The sequence below is a fragment of the Pleomorphovibrio marinus genome (assembly GCF_003347495.1).
GTDB classification, from domain to species: domain Bacteria; phylum Bacteroidota; class Bacteroidia; order Cytophagales; family Cyclobacteriaceae; genus Pleomorphovibrio; species Pleomorphovibrio marinus.
Genome location: NZ_QCXY01000009.1, coordinates 75050 through 92683 on the forward strand (window position 1 = coordinate 75050; position 17634 = coordinate 92683).

Genomic DNA, 17634 nt, shown 5'->3' on the forward strand with positions numbered 1-17634 from the left:
TAAATTTGATTAACATAAAATCTTTGACCAGAAAAATCGATTGTACAACAAATTTTTTACTCTCATATTTAACGTGTTTTTACAACATAAATTATAATTTCCCATAACTAATTTTCAAAATTATGACAAACTATTTACCCAAAGCAAGATGGTTTTTGCTGGGATTTGCCATTTTAATGGCATGTAGTATCACAGCGAATGCCCAGAGCAGGGAGGTGACCGGAACAGTGCTTTCCGGGGAGGACAACCTTTCCTTGCCGGGAGTGTCAGTGCTGGTGAAAGGCACCTCAAGAGGAGCCGTAACTGACATGGACGGTAGGTTTACCCTACAGGTAGAATCCAACGAAGAAATCCTTGTGTTCTCATTTTTGGGATTTACCACTTTTGAACAGCAAGTGGGCAACCAAAGTGTAATAGAGGTCACCCTCTTACCAGATGTGCAATCCTTGGGTGAGGTAATTGTAGTTGGCTATGGTGAGCAGAAAAAGGAGACCATAACCGGCTCGGTGGTTACTGTAAAAGGAGCCGAACTGGCCAAGTCGCCCGCACTGAACCTCACCAACAACATTGCCGGAAGGATGGCAGGAGTAGTTGCTGTAAACCGTAGTGGTGAGCCTGGTTATGACGGTTCTGGAATCAGGATCCGTGGCTCCAATACGCTTGGAAACAACGACGCCCTTATCGTAATTGATGGAATCCCTGCGAGAGCCGGGGGTATTGAGAGGCTTAACCCTAATGACATCGAGACCATTTCCGTTTTGAAAGATGCTTCTGCAGCCATTTATGGTGCAAGGGCTGCCAATGGGGTGATCTTGGTAACCACCAAAAGAGGAAAAACGGGAAAGCCTGAACTTACCTACCAATTCAACCAAGGTTTTTCCCAGCCTACTGTAATCCCTAGAATGGCAGATGCGGCCCAGTACGGTGAAATGCTAAACGACTTGGCCATTTACCAAGGATTACCTCCGAATGAATGGAGGGGAGCAACAGATGCTTTTAGAAGCACTGGGAGTTTTGTAGGTGCCGACGGAGTAACCAGAACTGCCCCATTTAGCCCAAATGCACTAGAAATGCACAGGGCTGGCACTGATCCCTGGAACTACCCTAATACGGATTGGTTTGGAGAGACCTTGAAAACATGGTCCCCACAATCCCAGCACAACCTTCAAATGAATGGAGGAAGTGAAAATCTCCGTTATTTGGCCTCTGTTGGATATCAAAACCAGGATGCCTATTACCGAAATTCGGCCACTGGCTACAAGCAGTATGATATGCGACTGAATCTCGATGCGACCATCAATGAGTACATAGATATTCAACTTGGGGTACTGGCCAGGCAGGAAAACAGGGAATTCCCTACTAGACCGGCAAGTGCCATATTTAGGATGCAAATGAGGGGCAAACCTCACGAACCGGCCTTTTGGCCGGATGGCAGGCCAGGGCCAGATATCGAAAACGGTGAAAACCCAGTAGTGATCACCACTAACGCCACCGGTTATGACAGGGATACCAGGGATTATTTTCAAACCAACGGTGTGATAAATATCAAAATTCCCGGAGTGGAAGGACTTAAGTTCCAAGGTACAGGGGCTGTAGATAAGTTGAGCCGATTCAACAAGAGGTGGGAAACCCCATGGATCCTTTACCAAAGGGGCAGCGGTTTTGAAGCAGATGGCACTACACCTGTTTTGGTGCCGAGTGAAAGAGGTCCTGCGGAGCCTAGATTAAGGCAGGAAAACATCAATCAATTGAATATCATGCTAGGAGGTATCTTTACCTATGATAAGAAAATTGGGGATCATGGACTGTCCTTACTAGCTGGGGTAAACAAGGAAACTGTGGAAGGTGACGATTTTTGGGCCTATAGAAGGTTCTTTATCTCTCCAGCCATTGACCAAATGTTTGCCGGTGGTGATGCCGAAAAGGACAATGGAGGTGCCGGATTTGAGCAGGCCCGATTGAACTACTTTGGTAGGGTTAATTACAATTTCCAGGAAAAATACCTATTTGAATTCCTTTGGCGGTACGATGGTTCCTACATTTTTCCCGACGAAACTCGTTTTGGGTTTTTCCCTGGCGTAATGGGAGGCTGGGTTATCTCTGAAGAGGATTTCTGGAAAAACAACATACAAGCGGTTGATTTTTTAAAGTTGCGAGGATCTTGGGGCCAAATGGGTAATGACCAGATTTTCTATGATGGGTCCCTTCAGGAATACCAATTTATGTCCACGTATGGATTTAGAAGCCATATCCTTGAAAATGTAGAAGCCAAATCTCTCTATGAGACTAGGGTGCCTAACCGGGCTATCACCTGGGAAGTGGCGAACAATAGCAATATTGCCCTTGAAGGATCCGTCTGGCAAGGAAAGGTTTTCTTTGAATTAGAGTATTTCTATAATAAGAGAACCAACATCCTATGGAGAAGGAATGCCTCAGTGCCCCAATCCAGTGGACTATCCACCCTATTGCCAGCAGAAAATATCGGCGAAATAGAAAACCGAGGGTTTGATTTCAATGTGGGAGTTAGAGGGCAAAAAGGAGAGTTGCAATATTCCATCAGTGCGAATGGCGGTTATGCTATTAACAAGATTCTTTTCTGGGATGAGCCTCCAGGTGCCCCTGATTGGCAAAGGTCTACCGGATTACCTATGAACACCCCTGCTCCGGTATACATGTATGATGGTGTATTTGCTACCCAAGAGGAAATAGATTCCGAAACCCTTGACTATTCCGCAATCACGAACCAGCTTCGACCCGGGGACATGAGGTTTGTAGATTATGATGGAGACGGTGTGATCACCCCACTTGACAGGGTAAGAATGGACAGAAACGATATCCCGAGGTTTCAGGGTGGTGTGAACATGAACGCCCAATGGAGGAATTTTGACCTGTCAGTGCTGTTCCAAGGGGCTACCGGTGCCATTGCCCTAGTGAGCATGGGAGAATCCGGTGATATCGGTAACTATTTGCATGAATTCTATGAGAATAGATGGACGGTGGACAATCAAAGTTCTGTTTACCCAAGAATCGCTAACAGAAACGACCAGTATTACTCCGGTAACAACAATGATTTCTGGTACAGAAGCACGGACTATCTCCGATTGAAAAACCTTGAGCTGGGATATACAGTACCTGCTTCCTTTGGGGAAAGGTTTGGGATCAGTAACCTAAGGTTCTATACCAATGGCCTAAACCTATTGACTTGGGACAAACTGGGCGTATATGATCCGGAATCAAACAACGCGACGGGTCAGTACTATCCACAAGCAAGAATTGTTAATGCTGGACTTTCTGTTACATTCTAATCCAAAAAATGATGAAGACAATTAAATTTCATTCTTTATATGCCTGGGTTGGACTGTGTATGCTGCTGGTCTTCACTTCCTGTGATGACGAGTTCCTAAACACCCAACCCCTAAACGAAGTATCTGAAGCGGACGTCTGGACAGATCCCGGACTTGCCGAAGCCTTTGTTATTGATTTGTATGGTGGCCTCGGTCAAGGCGGTTTTAGCGAACAAGCTCTGGCCTCTTTAACGGACGAAGCTATCTTTACCCACCCAGGAAGAAATATCACTACAGTAGTGGAGGCAAGGTCTAATCCCCAAGAACCTGGTTGGATTGACGGCACCAGAGGCTGGGCAAGCATGTATAACCGCTTAAGAGGGGCAAACCTAGCCATAGAGAACCTCACCGATCCCCAGTTTGACAATCCCGACATGGCCGACCGTTTGTTGGGAGAGGCTACCTTTATGAGGGCATACTTTCACCACCAGTTATTGCGAAATTACGGTTCTTTTCCTATTGCAGACAGAGTTTACACCCTTGATGAGGAAACTTACGAATTGCCTAGAAACACCTTCGAGGAGTGTGTAAACCACATCATCGCGGATTTAGACAGGGCTGCTCAATTGCTGGAAGGTCACAGTACAATTCGGGGCCAGGCCAATGTGGCTGCGGCTTATGGTCTAAAATCCAGAGTCCTCATCTATGCGGCCAGTGACTTGCATGATATGGCTACTGCTTCTTCAAGGTCAGATGTTATATCCGGATACGACCATAAGGAATTTCTTGGGTATACCACCGGGAATAGAGCTGAGCGGTACCAAAGGGCCAAAGACGCTGCAGGAGTTGTCTTGGAAATGATGCCGGGAAATATGCTAAATCTTACTGAACCCCTTCCCCATGAGGAGGCCATTCAGGTATATAGCAATAATGCACTTTCCAGAAGTGGCGGTGAAGCAGAAATGATCTTTGGCAGGTATTTTCTTGCTCAGAAGCCGGAAGCCGGTGGTAGGCATGGCTTGCACAACGGACCCAATGGCTATAACAACTGGGCGGGAAATACTCCTATGCAACAGCTCATCGACGACTACGCCATGATGGATGGCAGTGAGTTCGATTGGGATAACGAGCAGCATGCAAGTTTACCTTATTTGGAAAGAGAAGCCAGGTTTTATGCTACCTTTTTGTACGATGGTGCCCAGTGGAAACCCCGGTCCCCCGCTAACCAAGCCAGGGATCCCTTGGGGCAGATTCAAACTGGCCGATATGAGGTTACCAACGCAGCCGGAAACATTGTTATCCACAATGGACTGGATATGAGGCAAAGCCCAATTGAGGATTGGAATGGCACCTTTACGGGCTATTACATCCGCAAGTTTATAGAGCCAGATCCTAATTTTGTGGATCAGAATACATGGCAGGAGATTCCATGGCCTAATATCCGGGTAACTGAAGTGGTGTTCAACTATGTGGAGGCCTGTTTAGGACTGGGTCAAGAACAAGAGGCCAGGGACTGGCTAAATCGAATCAGGTTTAGGGCAGGTCTTCCTGCTATCACTGCAGGAGGGGATGAACTTTGGCAACTATTCATCCATGAGAAAAGAAAGGAGATGGTACACGAGGAGCAGCGTTACTACGATGCCAGAAGATGGATGATCGCTCCAGAAACATTGGGAAGACAGCCTAAGATTGTCAATATCTTTGGGAACCTGAGGCCCGGCATGCAACTTAGTCTTTATCGCTTTGATCCAGAATATTATGAATATGATTATAATATCAATGACCTGGACATTGGTAAAGAAAATAGGTTATGGCTGGACAAGATGTATTGGATGCCCATACATTTTGATGAAATGCAAAGAAACCGAAGCCTTATTCAAAATCCGGGCTATTAATTTCTAGAAACAAGTAATAAAAGGGGGAGGTATGCTTCCCCCTTTTTTTTGTGCTTATTCCCTCAGAATATGAGGAAAAACCATTAGGCTAAAAAGCATATTGCTTAATTGTCTATATTTGAGGCCGAATTGAAAAAATACCATGATTATCCGATCAACCTATTCCTTATTACTGCTTGCCTTTTTCATCGCTACTGCTTGCACATCCAGCTCTTCCAACGAGGAAGAGGAAGCAAGTATGGATAAACAGTTTCAGCTTCTCTCTCCAGAACAGACCGGAATCACCTTCGAAAACACCTTGACGGAGGGCCTCAATACCAATATCCTAATGTATGAATATTTCTATAACGGAGGGGGAGTGGCAGTAGGCGACCTAAATGGAGATGGGCTAGAGGATATTTATTTTACAGGCAACATGGTTCCAAATAAACTCTACCTCAACAAGGGAGAAATGGTTTTTGAGGACATTACAGAAACTGCGGGAGTAGCCGGAAGACCCGGACCATGGGCCACTGGGGTGACCATGGCGGATGTCAATGGAGATGGGCTTTTGGATATTTACGTGTGCTATTCTGGCAGCTTGCCAGCAGAGAAAAGAACCAACCAGCTATTTATCAACCAAGGCCCCGACGAAAACGGTATCCCCCAGTTTGAGGAAGAAGCCGAAAAATATGGCCTTGCGAGTTCTGCCACAAGCACCCAAGCTTACTTTTTTGACTACGACAACGACGGTGATTTGGACATGCTGCTCCTCAATCACAACCCCAAGTCATTACCCGTACTCGATGAGGCCATCACTCAGGATATCATGCAGAAAAAAGACCCTGCTGGGCCACAGCTTTTCCAAAACAACAAGGGCAAGTTTACCGAGGTTACCGAACAATCAGGGATTTTAAGTGCAGCACTTTCCTATGGTCTGGGAGCAGGAATTGCAGATATCAACGGAGATGGTTTCTTGGACATCTATATCTGCAACGACTATACCGTTCCGGATTATCTCTATATCAATAACGGGGACGGGACTTTTACTGACAAAATCCAAGAAAGTATGGGCCACATCTCCCACTTTTCCATGGGCAACGATATTGCTGACTTCAATAATGACGGGTTTCCTGATGTATTCACATTGGACATGCTTCCCGAAGAAAATGCACGTCAAAAGCTGTTGATGGCACCGGACAATTACGAAAAATTTGAATTTAACCTTAAAGTAGGCTTCCACCATCAATATATGCGCAACATGTTGCACCTAAATAATGGCAACGGGCAGTTCAGCGAGATTGGGCAATTGGCGGGAGTTTCCAATACCGACTGGAGCTGGGCTTCCCTGTTTGCGGATTTTGACAATGACGGGCAAAAAGACTTATTCATTACCAATGGGTATTTTAGGGATTATACCAATCAGGATTTTTTGAAATACATGTCGGATTTTGTGAAAAAATACCAGGGGCTGAAGCGGGAAAATGTATTGGAACTGGTTTACCAAATGCCTTCTTCCAATGTGGTCAACTATATCTTCAAAAACGATGGAAAGTTGACTTTTTCCAACAGCACCAAAAGCTGGGGAATGGACCAGAGTGCCAATAGCAACGGAGCCGCCTATGCGGATTTGGACAACGACGGTGACCTGGACCTTATCGTCAACAATGTGGGGCAACCTGCCTTTATTTACAAAAACAACTCCGACAGCACCCGGCATTTCTTGAAAGTACAACTAAGCGGAGAAAACCAAAATCCTTTCGGTGTGGGTGCAAAGGTGACCATCTTCACCGAGGAAGGCCTCCAATACCTGGAGCAGATGCCAGCCCGGGGATACCAATCCAGTGTATCACCCATCCTTCATTTTGGGTTGGGCGACCAAAAAAAAATCGATTCTTTGTGGGTGGAATGGCCTTCGGGAAAAGTTGAAAAAAAACAAAACTTGGAAGCAAACCAAGTTCTGCTTCTTGAGGAAGGAGCAGCCGAAGAGGGGAAAATTGTAAAAACCAAGCCGGATCCTTTGTTTCAACAAACACAGCCCCATATTCAGCACTCCCTGATGCCAAATTCCATCAATGATTTCAAGCGTCAGCCGTTGCTGGTTAATCCACTGTCCTTTTCAGGCCCTGTGTTGGCCAAAGCAGATGTGAATGGAAACGGGTTGGAAGATGTCTTCGTTGGCGGGGAAGCAGGAAGTGCCTCTACTTTATACCTCCAAGAAAACAATGGAGCGTTTAGGGAAGGTATTAGTGAACCCTTTGCCCTGGATCAAACTTCGGAAGACACCTTTGCCTATTTCTTCGATGCAGATGGTGATGGAGACCTGGATTTGTATGTGGGAAGTGGGGGATATGGCAACTTTCTCCCAGAGGATCCCGCCTTGCAGGACAGGCTTTACCTCAACGATGGCAAGGGGGGATTCGAAAAATGCGAAGCCTGCCTCCCCAATATGCCAACGAGTACCAGCGTTGTATGTGGGGAAGACCTCAATGGGGATGGGAAAATTGACCTTTTTGTTGGCAGCAGGGTAGTTCCAGGTAGGTATCCCGAAACCCCAAAAAGCCATATATTAATCAACCAAGGGGATGGAAAATTTCTCAACCAAACCTCTAAATGGGGGGACCCCATGAAGGATTTGGGGTTAGTGACAGATGCTGCATTCGCTGATCTTGACCAAGACGGCAAAAAAGAATTAATCATTGTGGGAGAATGGATGCCAATAAAGGTGATGAAACTGGAGGAAGGTAGGTTTTTGGATAGCAGCGAAAAGTTTTTTGACAAATCCTATTCAGGATGGTGGAACACACTTTTGGTGAAGGACTTGGATGGGGATGGAATACCGGAATTGTTGATTGGCAACCAAGGGCTGAACTCCCAAGTGAAAGCCAGTGAGAAGGAGCCTGCCGAAATGTACTACAAGGACTTTGATGATAATGGTGCCATTGACCCAATCCTGTGTTTTTATATTCAAGGCACCAGTTACCCCTATCTCACCAGGGATGAACTTTTAGACCAGATCTCCATGATGCGGACCAGGTTTGGGGATTATGCCAGCTACGCTAATGCGAAAATAACAGATATTTTCTCAGAACAGGAACTGGAAGGGGCTGGATACAAAAAAGCAGAACACCTTTCCACTGCCCTATTTTCCAGGGTTGAAAATGGAAAATTTGAGCCCATTGCTCTTCCCATTGAGGCACAAAAGGCTCCCGTTTTTGTACTATATGCTGAGGACATGGACGGGGATGGGGTGACAGATATTTTACTTGCCGGCAATATTGAGAGGGCAAGATTACGTTTTGGAAAATATGATGCCAACTACGGCGTTTTCCTTAAAGGGTCTGGGGATGGCAAGTTCACCTATATCCCACAACTGGCATCGGGGTTCCGTTTAAAAGGCGATGTAAGAAGCATGCTTTCCATCAATGATCAATGGCTATTTGGAATCAATCAGCAAGGAATTACAGCGTACACCAAAAAAAAAATAAACTGAATTTACCAGATGCTGACCCAGGTTTTGAAAATAAAGAGAATCGGTTGGATGATCTTATCATCCCTTTTACTCCTATTTGCCTGCACCAAAGAAAGTAATGATTCACAGCAGGTCCAATTAAGTCCAGGATTGATCAGTATGGTAACGGAGGCCATGACGGACATTATGGTTCATGATATTACCAATCCACCATTAGCCGCCAGGTTTTATGCGTATTCCCTAATTTCCGGAAACGAGGTTTTGGCACTGAGCGATGAGGAGGTTCAGTCCTTTCAGGGTTTATTGAACGAATTCCCTGAAATTGTTCCTGCTAAGGGATTAAACGGGCACCATCCAGCGCTAAGCAGTTTGTTGGCAGTCATAGAAACGGCCATGGTTTTACAACCTTCGGGCAATTTACTGGAAGAAACCCGGCAGGCACTGTTGGACTCCTGTTTAAACCTGGGCATTTCTAAACAGAGGATAAAGAATTCAGAACAGGTTGCCAATGCTATCAGCGAGCAAGTGCTAGCTTACGCCAAGTCCGACAAATACAACAGAATCAGCAATTATCCCAGGTACCAGCCCAAGGGCGAAGAGGGCTTTTGGTATCCCACACCACCTGGGTACTTTGCACCGGTAGAACCTTATTTCAACACCCTACGCCCGCTGACACTGGATAGCCCCTCGCAATTTAAACCCCTACCCCCTGCCGCATACCACCCAGAAGAAGGTGAGCCCTTCTTCGAAATGCTCACCGAGGTTTATAAGGTAGAGCTTTCTGAGGAAAACAGGGCAATTGCTGCATTTTGGGATTGCAATCCATTCGCTTTGGAAGAAAGCGGGCATTTGATGGTTGGGTTAAAGCAAATTTCGCCCGGGGGGCATTGGATAGGCATCACGGGGATTGCCTGCGAAAAAGCCGACTTAACCTTTTCGAAAGCCATGGAGATACATGCTGTGGTGGCCATTGGCTTAATGGACGGATTTATGGCCTGTTGGGATGAAAAGTACCGAAGCGACAGAATACGACCGGAAAGTGCCATTAGAAAACACATGGATCCCTCTTACCGACCCCTACTGCAAACTCCCCCATTTCCTGAATATCTGAGCGGTCATTCTACAATATCCACCACTTCAGCCGTTATTCTTACCAATTTCTTTGGTGAAGGATTTGCATTTACCGATACTGTGGAAGAAAAATATGGATTAGGCACCAGGGATTTCCCTTCCTTTTTGGAAGCCGCAGAGGAAGCAAGCATTTCCAGGTTATATGGGGGGATACATTTCATGGATGCCATCCGGAATGGACAAGACCAGGGCAGGGAAGTAGGCCAATGGGTGCTAAAATCTCTATATGCTAATCCCCTAAGTCCCTCCGGGAACCAAGCCTTGGCAAAAGATTGAATTTCAAGCAATTGATGGAGAACCATTCCATGATGAAAATCATTTATATTTTAAAATCGAATTATTAGTTTTGCTATTGAATAAAAAAGTGCAGACATGAACAAGGGTTATTATTGGTGTTGGGTAGTATTCATACTGTTTGTTGCCTGTGAAGAAAACGAAGACTATAAAACCTATTTGGAGTCTGGAGATCCCTTAATACAGGCAAATCTCCAGCTCACGGATGTGATGGTACATGATATTTTTTCCCCTCCTGTAGCCAGTCGTATTTATGCTTACCCTGCAATAGCCGCATTCGAGGTTGCTGCCATAGCAGACCCGGAACTATTTGCACCGCTGATGGGGCAACTAAACCAATCCAAACAACTTGAAGTGGACATAAGTGAGGAGGTATACCTTCCCTTAGCTGCCATTGCTGCCTATTACAAGGTCGGAGCCCAATTGGTGTTTTCGGAGAAAGAACTGCTCAAGCATAGGGACTTACTTTATGAAAGGGCCAGAAAGGAAGGCTTATCCAAAAGAAAACTACAAGCCTCCATCCGACTTGGAGAAGAAGTGGGGGCAAATATTCTTGAATACGCGGCAAAGGACAATTACCACCAGAGCCGCTCCTTTGAAAAATATACCATCAAAAACGATCCCGGCACCTGGAAGCCCACACCTCCTGCCTATATGGAGGGTATTGAACCACACTGGAACAAAATAAGGCCTTTTGTTCTGGATTCTGCCAACCAGTATATTCCAAAAGCATCTACTCCCTTCGACATCATTCCTGAAAGTGATTTCTTCCAAGAAGCCAAGGAAGTGATGGATGCCGGTAAAACCCTATCGGAGGAAGAAAGGGAAATCGCCTATTTCTGGGATTGCAACCCTTACAAGATGAATGTAAAGGGACATGTGATGTACGCGGAGAAGAAGATCACTCCCGGTGGGCACTGGATGGGGATTGCAGGGATAGCCTCTAAGGCAAAGGACTTGAGTTGGGAATCAACTGCCGAGGCCTTGGCATATACATCTGTCTTTTTGTTTGATGGTTTTATTGCCTGCTGGGATGAGAAGTACCGAAGTATCCTGATACGGCCTGAAACCTATATCAACCTGTATATGGATGAGGATTGGCTTCCCCTACTCCAAACTCCGCCTTTCCCTGAATACACAAGTGGCCACAGCGTGATTTCCACGGCGGCTGCCAAGGCACTTACCAACCTTCTGGGGGAACCTTTTCATATTGTGGATTCCACTGAGGTAAAATATGGTTTGGGCATCCGGGAATTCGACTCCTTTAACCAGGCTGCGGCAGAAGCCGCTATCAGCAGGTTTTATGGGGGCATACACTATATTCCTGCCATTGATAACGGCGTAGAACAAGGTGAAATGGTAGCCAATCACATCTTGAACAAAATCCACACCAGAAGAGAAACACTTGCTTCTTTCGACAAGGAATAAGGCCAGTTCCTACAGGTATAGCTTTTTGTCCCGAATATAGTCCAAGACATCCGGGTGCAATAGGTATTTGGCAGAAGCTCCACTTTTTATGGTTTTCCTGATAAAAGTGGCAGAGATATCTATTAATGGAGCATCGATGTAGGTGACGTTAGGGTCTTCAACTTGCCTGTTTTTTCCTGGCCTAGGATAAACGTATAGCCCATATTGCCGAAGAATTTCTTGGCTATTTTTCCACTTGTGAAAATGATTGAGGTTATCTCCTCCTATAATAAGTCTAAACTCGTGCTGGGGATTTTTGTCGGTAAGATAGGCTAGGGTATCTATGGTATAGCTGGGTCTAGGCATATGAAACTCCACATCCACTGCCCTGAATTTAAAATGATCGGCTATTGCCAGTTCCACCATTCTCAGGCGGTCAAATTCATGCAGCAGGGACTTGCTGCTTTTCATGGGGTTTTGGGGGCTTACCACAAACCAGACTTCCTCCAAGTCAGTCTGGTCTTGCAAGATATCAGCAATGATAAGGTGCCCGATGTGTATAGGGTTAAAGGAGCCGAAAAACAAACCGATCTTCACGGCTGGGGCTTATTTATAAATTCCTCCACCAGCCTTTCAGCATCTGAAATGGACTTTTCCAAATCTTTATTCACCAGGATTACGTCGAATTTATCTTGAAAACCCATTTCGAACTTTGCTTTATAGATTCTTCTGCTTAGGCTGTCTTCGGTTTCAGTACCCCTGTCCCTCAATCGGCTGGCTAAGTCATCTAAAGAGGGTACTTTCACAAAAATAGCCAACCCTTTATCCCCAAAATAGTTCTTGAGGTTCAATCCTCCCTTTACGTCCACATCGAATATTACATGTTTGCCATTATCCCATATCCTTTGGATCTCTTCCTTAAGGGTGCCGTAAAAATTCCCTTCATATACTTCTTGCCATTCGATAAAGGCATTCTCATCAATCTTTTTTTTGAAAGCTTCCGGGGAAAGAAAATAATAGTCTTTGCCTTCTTCTTCGGATCTTCCCCTCCTGTCTCTGGTGCAGGCTGAAATAGAAAATCCCAAATTTGGATATTTACCAAGAAGATGTTTTACGATAGTAGTCTTCCCCGAACCTGAAGGTGCGGAAAAAATAATGGCTTTTCCGGATGACATGCAGCGGGTGAAATTATTTTATGGCTTGGATCTTTTGACGAATAGTATCAGCGAGCTCTACAGGAACCATATGCTTGGTACATTTGGTCTTCAGTACCTCCCTGATCACTTTTTCCAAATGGAAGTGCTCGAAACAGGGCTGGCACTTTTCAAGCTTTTCGTCTAAAATGTCCTTTGACTCCAAGTCTGCCTCACCATCCAGGATGCTTTCCAGCAATTTAAAGCATTTCCCCACATCTTTGCAATTCAGTTTCCTTTCACTGGATGAGTTAAAATTCTTGTCCATGTTTAATTCAATTCTTCTTAAAACTTTTATTGTTCTTCCTCAGTATCGTAGCCCATGTTTTGGGCGTATCCCTTAAGTTTTTCTTTTAACAGGTTTCTTGCCCTGTGCAGCCTAGACCTGACCGTTCCAATGGGGATGTCCAAAATCTTAGCCATTTCCTCATAAGTAAAGCCTTCCAAGTCGCAAAGTATGATTACCGTCCTGAAATCCACAGCCAGACTATTTAGTGCATTGCTGATCTCGTCACCAAGCATGTCCTTGACAGTATCCACCCGCAAATCGGATGTCATATTGTAATCAACATTATCGGAGTTGTAATAAGTTTCAACTTCCTGATAATCTACCTTGGAAGGTTGCTTACTTTTCTTCCTGTACTCATTGATAAAACTGTTCTTGAGTATTCTGAACAACCATGCCTTGGCATTGGTGCCCCTTTCGAAGGAATTGATGAACCTGTAGGCCTTCAAATAGGTATCCTGAACGAGGTCTTTGGCATCGTCCTCATCAAAAGTAAGCCTATAGGCAAAATTGTACATGGAGTCTATATGGGGCATAAACTCCTGATCAAAGATGGTGTTTTTATCCTTATCTGAATATTTTTTTCTCTGAATCTCTGACATAAGATTTAAAATTACTAATTGAAGCAATTTTTAACTAATTTTCTGGAAGAAAGTGCCGGGATTTTATTTACTTTGGCCCTCACACCGCTCCTTAAGGAGAGGGTGGCTGTGAAAATTAGGCACGTATGTTCTTTTTCAAACTTATTTCGTATTTTCCGATTTCCATATTATACCTTCTCACTGACTTTTTGTTTCTAATTGCCTATTACGTATTGGGATATCGCAAAAAGGTGGTAACCGAAAATATTGCCTTTGCCTTTCCGGAGAAATCCGAGAAGGAAAGGACAAAAATACAAAAGAAATTTTACAGGAACCTCACAGATTCTTTCGCCGAAACCCTAAAACTTCTAACCCTCCCTAAGGAAGAGATAAATAAACGGTATGCTTGTGAAAACCTACACCTCATCACTGGGCCGATATCAGAGGGAAAGATAATTGTTGGTTATCAAGCCCATTTCTTTAACTGGGAAGGACATGTACTCACCATGAGCACCTATTTGGAGGGGCTTTGCGAGGTAGTTTACCTAAAGCTAAACACTCCTTTTTTCGACCGTTTCATGCGGGCACTAAGGGGCAGGTTTGGCGCTACCCTTACTGAGAGGAACCAGTTTGTCAAACAATTTATCGCCCAAAAAAACCGCCCCAGGTTAATTGCACTTGCTGCCGATCAAAGGCCCCAGTTTTCTGAGATAAGGTATTGGAGTAAATTCATGCATAGGGATGCTGCCTTCTTTGAGGGTGGGGAAAAATTGGCAAAACGCTTTAACTGTCAGGTAATTTATGGAGAGGTAGGCAAAATCAAAAGAGGCCATTACAGGTTTACATACCATGTCTTAGCCAATCCGCCCTATGACGGGGAACCCACCAATAGCATCACCGAAAAATACATCAAAGCGATCGAGAAAAACATTCAGGATTTTCCGGATCTCTACCTCTGGTCCCATAATCGCTGGAAAGAAAAAAAGCCGGTTTAACCGGCTTATTACAAAATGATGGCGCCCCATCGAAGAAGGCCTGACCAGTGACAAATTGCCTACTACGGTCTATACCATAAATCATAGCCGCAAAAAGAGCTTTCCCTCATAACAGCAACCCTTGAGTTACTAGTTTGCATCCACTGAGTAGGTTTCTCAATGGCAGGTTGGGCAAATAAATCTCTTAAATGGTTGGCACATAAATCCTGCTATCAACTTCCCCGATTTTTGGGGCATCATCATTTAGGTGTCTACTGAAGTGTTTTTTACTGCGAAACTTCTTTAAGGCATTAAAAGGAAAAAACTATTATAAGGTACAAATAACAGTTATTCCATATTTTCACCTCCACAGTCCCATAAATGTAAAAAATTTATCTAAAATAGACAAAATTTTATACCAAAAATTATCAAAACATAGCTTCTGATATACCATGGGGTAATTGAGGATATTTAAAGGATAAGTTGCCTGCAGTTTAATTTCCTCTGCAAACGAAGATGTCGCAGGTAATACAAGGCGTTTCAATAACCAGTATTTACAGAAAGAATATGCCATTTGGTTTCTCGCAGCCCTGCCCTAGGTTTTTTCAGGGAGCCGCAAACGGATCCGCATCGCTCGGAAGGGAAATAATTATTCTTGAATGGTGGAGATGATCATAATAGCCAGCCAGATTCCCCGAATCCTCTTAGCAATCGGGTGCAGGGTAGGCAGGCTACCTGCCTGCAAAGGACAGCAGTCAGGTGTGGCAGATAAAAGACAATTGTAATCATATTAAATTGAAATAGTAACTTTGGGCCTGTAACTTTGAGAGGGCTGCATATTGTAAGCAGTCAATAACAAGAAATTCAATAAGCATGAGCGAATATTTGGAAGGACTTAACCCTCCCCAGAGAGAGGCAGTGGAGCATACTGAAGGGCCATTAATGATCATAGCGGGTGCAGGGTCAGGGAAGACTCGGGTATTGACCTACAGGATTGCCCACCTCATTCATGCAAAAGGAGTGGACCCGTTTCAAATCCTCTCCTTAACCTTTACCAACAAGGCCGCAAATGAAATGAAACAGCGTATTGAAAAGCTGATTGGGCTGGAGGCAAGAAACACGTGGATGGGAACCTTTCATTCCATTTTTGCCAAAATCCTAAGGGTAGAGGCCCATCGTTTAGGCTATCCCTCCAATTTCACCATCTATGATACCGAAGACAGCAAATCCCTCATCCGGACTATTGTAAAAGAAAAAAGACTGGATGAAAAAGTGTACAAACCCAGCACGGTCCTCTCTAGGATTTCCGGAGCCAAAAATAGGCTGATCAGTTGGGAGGCATATAGAAAGGACAACCTAGTCCTTGCTGACGATGAGGCTGCAATGAAACCCAAGATGGGAGAAATCTATCAAGCTTACCAACAAAGGCTTTTCAGGTCATCGGCCATGGATTTCGACGACCTGTTATTTAACACCAATGTGCTTTTTAGGGATCACCCGGAGGCCTTGAACAAATACCAGCAACGCTTTCGCTATGTTATGGTAGATGAATTTCAAGACACCAATATCTCCCAATACCTCATCACCAAAAAGCTGGCCTCCGTGCATCAAAATATCTGTGTAGTAGGCGATGATGCCCAAAGCATTTATGCTTTCAGAGGCGCCGACATCCAAAACATCCTCAATTTCGAAAAAGACTACCCGGACCTTTTTGTAGTGAAACTTGAGCAAAACTACCGGTCCACCAAAAACATCGTACACACGGCCAACTCCATAATCGCAAAGAACAAAGCCCAACTAAAGAAAAGCATCTGGACCCACAATAAGGACGGGGAACCCATAGAACTGGTTAAAGCCGCCTCTGATAACGAAGAAGGCAGGATCGTGGCCACCACCATCTTCGAGCAGCGGAACAACCACCAGTTGAAAAACAGTGATTTTGCCATTCTCTACCGGACCAATTCCCAATCCAGGTCGCTGGAGGAGGCACTGAGAAAAATGAATATCAGCTATAGGATTGTTGGGGGACTTTCCTTTTATCAGAGAAAGGAGATTAAGGATTTGATGGGCTATTTGCGGTACTTGGTCAATGTTTCCGATGAGGAGGCATTTAAGCGGGTGATCAACTACCCTAAACGGGGAATAGGCAATACCACGGTGGAGAAGATACTAGTGGCGGCCTATGAACATGACATCGGCATCTGGGAAGTCTTAAACAACAGCGGCAGTTTCCTTACCGGAAGAGCCGCCATAGCAGTAGATGACTTCGCTACTATGATCAAGAGCTTCCAAATTGCCACCGAAAGAAAAGACGCCTACGAGGTGGCATCCACCGTTGCCAAGCAGTCGGGAATCCTAAAGGAGCTGTATGAGGACAAGACCATAGAAGGACTTAATAGATACGAAAATGTCCAGGAACTGCTAAATGCTATTAAGGAGTATGTGGACAGTCCCGAAAATGAAGATAAGAGTTTGGGGGCTTTCTTACAGGAAATAGCACTTCTCACGGATGAAGACCAGAAAAAGGAAGAAATGGACAACGTCACTTTGATGACCATTCACTCTTCCAAAGGGTTGGAGTTTAAATACGTATTTGTAGTTGGCCTGGAGGAGGATCTATTCCCTAGCCAAATGATGATGCAAAGCAGAGAGGATCTGGAAGAGGAGCGCCGGCTTTTCTATGTGGCAAGTACTAGGGCGATGGAAAAACTGTACCTTAGCTACGCCCTCACCAGGTACAGGTACGGCAGGTTATTGAACTGCGAACCTAGCAGGTTTCTGGAGGAATTGGATCCTGCCCATATCAAGGTAAACAAGCGTATGGGCACCTCCCTTTCTAATAGTTTCAGAAATAGGGAAAGCGAGGGAAGCAACGGGTTTGTGGGTCTTAAAAAGCCGGCCGTCCGTAAAAGCACCACTGGGAAAGTACATACCCCCAGCCCCGACTTCAAACCCTCAAATACCAACCGGCTGGAAGCAGGAATGAAGGTCGAACACCCCAAATTCGGGTTTGGTAATGTGAACAAAATTGAAATGGAAGGTACTAATAGAAAAGCATTTATCCATTTTGATAATTTTGGTGATAAGACTTTATTACTTAGCTTTGCAAAGCTTAGGATTGTAGAAGAATAAAATTAA

11 protein-coding genes are annotated in these 17634 nt (G+C 44.7%); 7 read left to right on the forward strand and 4 right to left on the reverse strand.

Annotated elements, in window-relative coordinates:
- The first annotated feature begins 122 nt into the window (after nucleotides 1-122).
- The 5 genes from DB520_RS19510 (at nucleotide 123) to DB520_RS19530 (ending at nucleotide 11483) form a co-directional block, all read left to right on the forward strand.
- Complete coding sequence (locus DB520_RS19510; protein WP_114751458.1) at nucleotides 123-3305, forward strand: SusC/RagA family TonB-linked outer membrane protein; 3183 nt, start codon at nucleotides 123-125, stop codon at nucleotides 3303-3305.
- An 11-nt stretch (nucleotides 3306-3316) separates the two neighbouring features.
- Nucleotides 3317-5179: a RagB/SusD family nutrient uptake outer membrane protein gene (locus DB520_RS19515; protein WP_114751459.1), complete on the forward strand. Its 1863-nt coding sequence runs from the start codon at nucleotides 3317-3319 to the stop codon at nucleotides 5177-5179.
- Between the two features lie 142 nt (nucleotides 5180-5321).
- A complete protein-coding gene (locus DB520_RS19520; protein WP_114751460.1) occupies nucleotides 5322-8651 on the forward strand; it encodes a VCBS repeat-containing protein in 3330 nt (1109 codons plus the stop codon).
- A gap of 48 nt (nucleotides 8652-8699) precedes the next feature.
- Nucleotides 8700-10037, forward strand: coding sequence for a vanadium-dependent haloperoxidase (locus tag DB520_RS19525; protein WP_114751596.1), 1338 nt, complete (start codon nucleotides 8700-8702; stop codon nucleotides 10035-10037).
- A gap of 96 nt (nucleotides 10038-10133) precedes the next feature.
- A complete protein-coding gene (locus tag DB520_RS19530) occupies nucleotides 10134-11483 on the forward strand; it encodes a vanadium-dependent haloperoxidase (protein WP_114751461.1) in 1350 nt (449 codons plus the stop codon).
- 9 nt (nucleotides 11484-11492) lie between these two features.
- Here DB520_RS19530 and nadD read toward each other — a convergent pair whose 3' ends face one another.
- The 4 genes from nadD to DB520_RS19550 are packed head-to-tail and all read right to left on the reverse strand — an operon-like array spanning nucleotide 11493 to nucleotide 13543.
- Nucleotides 11493-12059: a nicotinate (nicotinamide) nucleotide adenylyltransferase gene (gene nadD / locus DB520_RS19535; protein WP_114751462.1), complete on the reverse strand. Its 567-nt coding sequence runs from the start codon at nucleotides 12057-12059 to the stop codon at nucleotides 11493-11495.
- Entirely contained in the window at nucleotides 12056-12637 is a 582-nt protein-coding gene (gmk, locus tag DB520_RS19540; protein WP_114751463.1) for a guanylate kinase, read from the reverse strand. Before gmk ends, nadD begins: the two co-directional genes overlap by 4 nt.
- A 13-nt stretch (nucleotides 12638-12650) precedes the next feature.
- Nucleotides 12651-12923, reverse strand: coding sequence for an anti-sigma factor (locus DB520_RS19545; protein WP_114751464.1), 273 nt, complete (start codon nucleotides 12921-12923; stop codon nucleotides 12651-12653).
- Nucleotides 12924-12949: 26 nt separating this feature from the next.
- Nucleotides 12950-13543, reverse strand: coding sequence for a sigma-70 family RNA polymerase sigma factor (locus DB520_RS19550; protein ID WP_114751465.1), 594 nt, complete (start codon nucleotides 13541-13543; stop codon nucleotides 12950-12952).
- Nucleotides 13544-13668: 125 nt separating this feature from the next.
- Here DB520_RS19550 and DB520_RS19555 point away from each other — a divergent pair, with 125 nt between their 5' ends.
- A complete protein-coding gene (locus DB520_RS19555; protein ID WP_114751466.1) occupies nucleotides 13669-14517 on the forward strand; it encodes a lysophospholipid acyltransferase family protein in 849 nt (282 codons plus the stop codon).
- An 852-nt stretch (nucleotides 14518-15369) separates the two neighbouring features.
- A complete protein-coding gene (locus DB520_RS19560; protein WP_114751467.1) occupies nucleotides 15370-17628 on the forward strand; it encodes an ATP-dependent helicase in 2259 nt (752 codons plus the stop codon).
- Nucleotides 17629-17634: the final 6 nt, after the last annotated feature.

Bases quoted from the DNA above. Each gene is read 5' to 3' on its own strand.
- DB520_RS19510 (WP_114751458.1), top strand. From the start codon at position 123: ATGACAAACTATTTACCCAAAGCAAGATGGTTTTTGCTGGGATTTGCC.
- DB520_RS19515 (WP_114751459.1), top strand. From the start codon at position 3,317: ATGAAGACAATTAAATTTCATTCTTTATATGCCTGGGTTGGACTGTGT.
- DB520_RS19520 (WP_114751460.1), top strand. From the start codon at position 5,322: ATGATTATCCGATCAACCTATTCCTTATTACTGCTTGCCTTTTTCATC.
- DB520_RS19525 (WP_114751596.1), top strand. From the start codon at position 8,700: ATGATCTTATCATCCCTTTTACTCCTATTTGCCTGCACCAAAGAAAGT.
- DB520_RS19530 (WP_114751461.1), top strand. From the start codon at position 10,134: ATGAACAAGGGTTATTATTGGTGTTGGGTAGTATTCATACTGTTTGTT.
- gmk (WP_114751463.1), bottom strand. From the start codon at position 12,637: ATGTCATCCGGAAAAGCCATTATTTTTTCCGCACCTTCAGGTTCGGGG.
- DB520_RS19545 (WP_114751464.1), bottom strand. From the start codon at position 12,923: ATGGACAAGAATTTTAACTCATCCAGTGAAAGGAAACTGAATTGCAAA.
- DB520_RS19550 (WP_114751465.1), bottom strand. From the start codon at position 13,543: ATGTCAGAGATTCAGAGAAAAAAATATTCAGATAAGGATAAAAACACC.
- DB520_RS19555 (WP_114751466.1), top strand. From the start codon at position 13,669: ATGTTCTTTTTCAAACTTATTTCGTATTTTCCGATTTCCATATTATAC.
- DB520_RS19560 (WP_114751467.1), top strand. From the start codon at position 15,370: ATGAGCGAATATTTGGAAGGACTTAACCCTCCCCAGAGAGAGGCAGTG.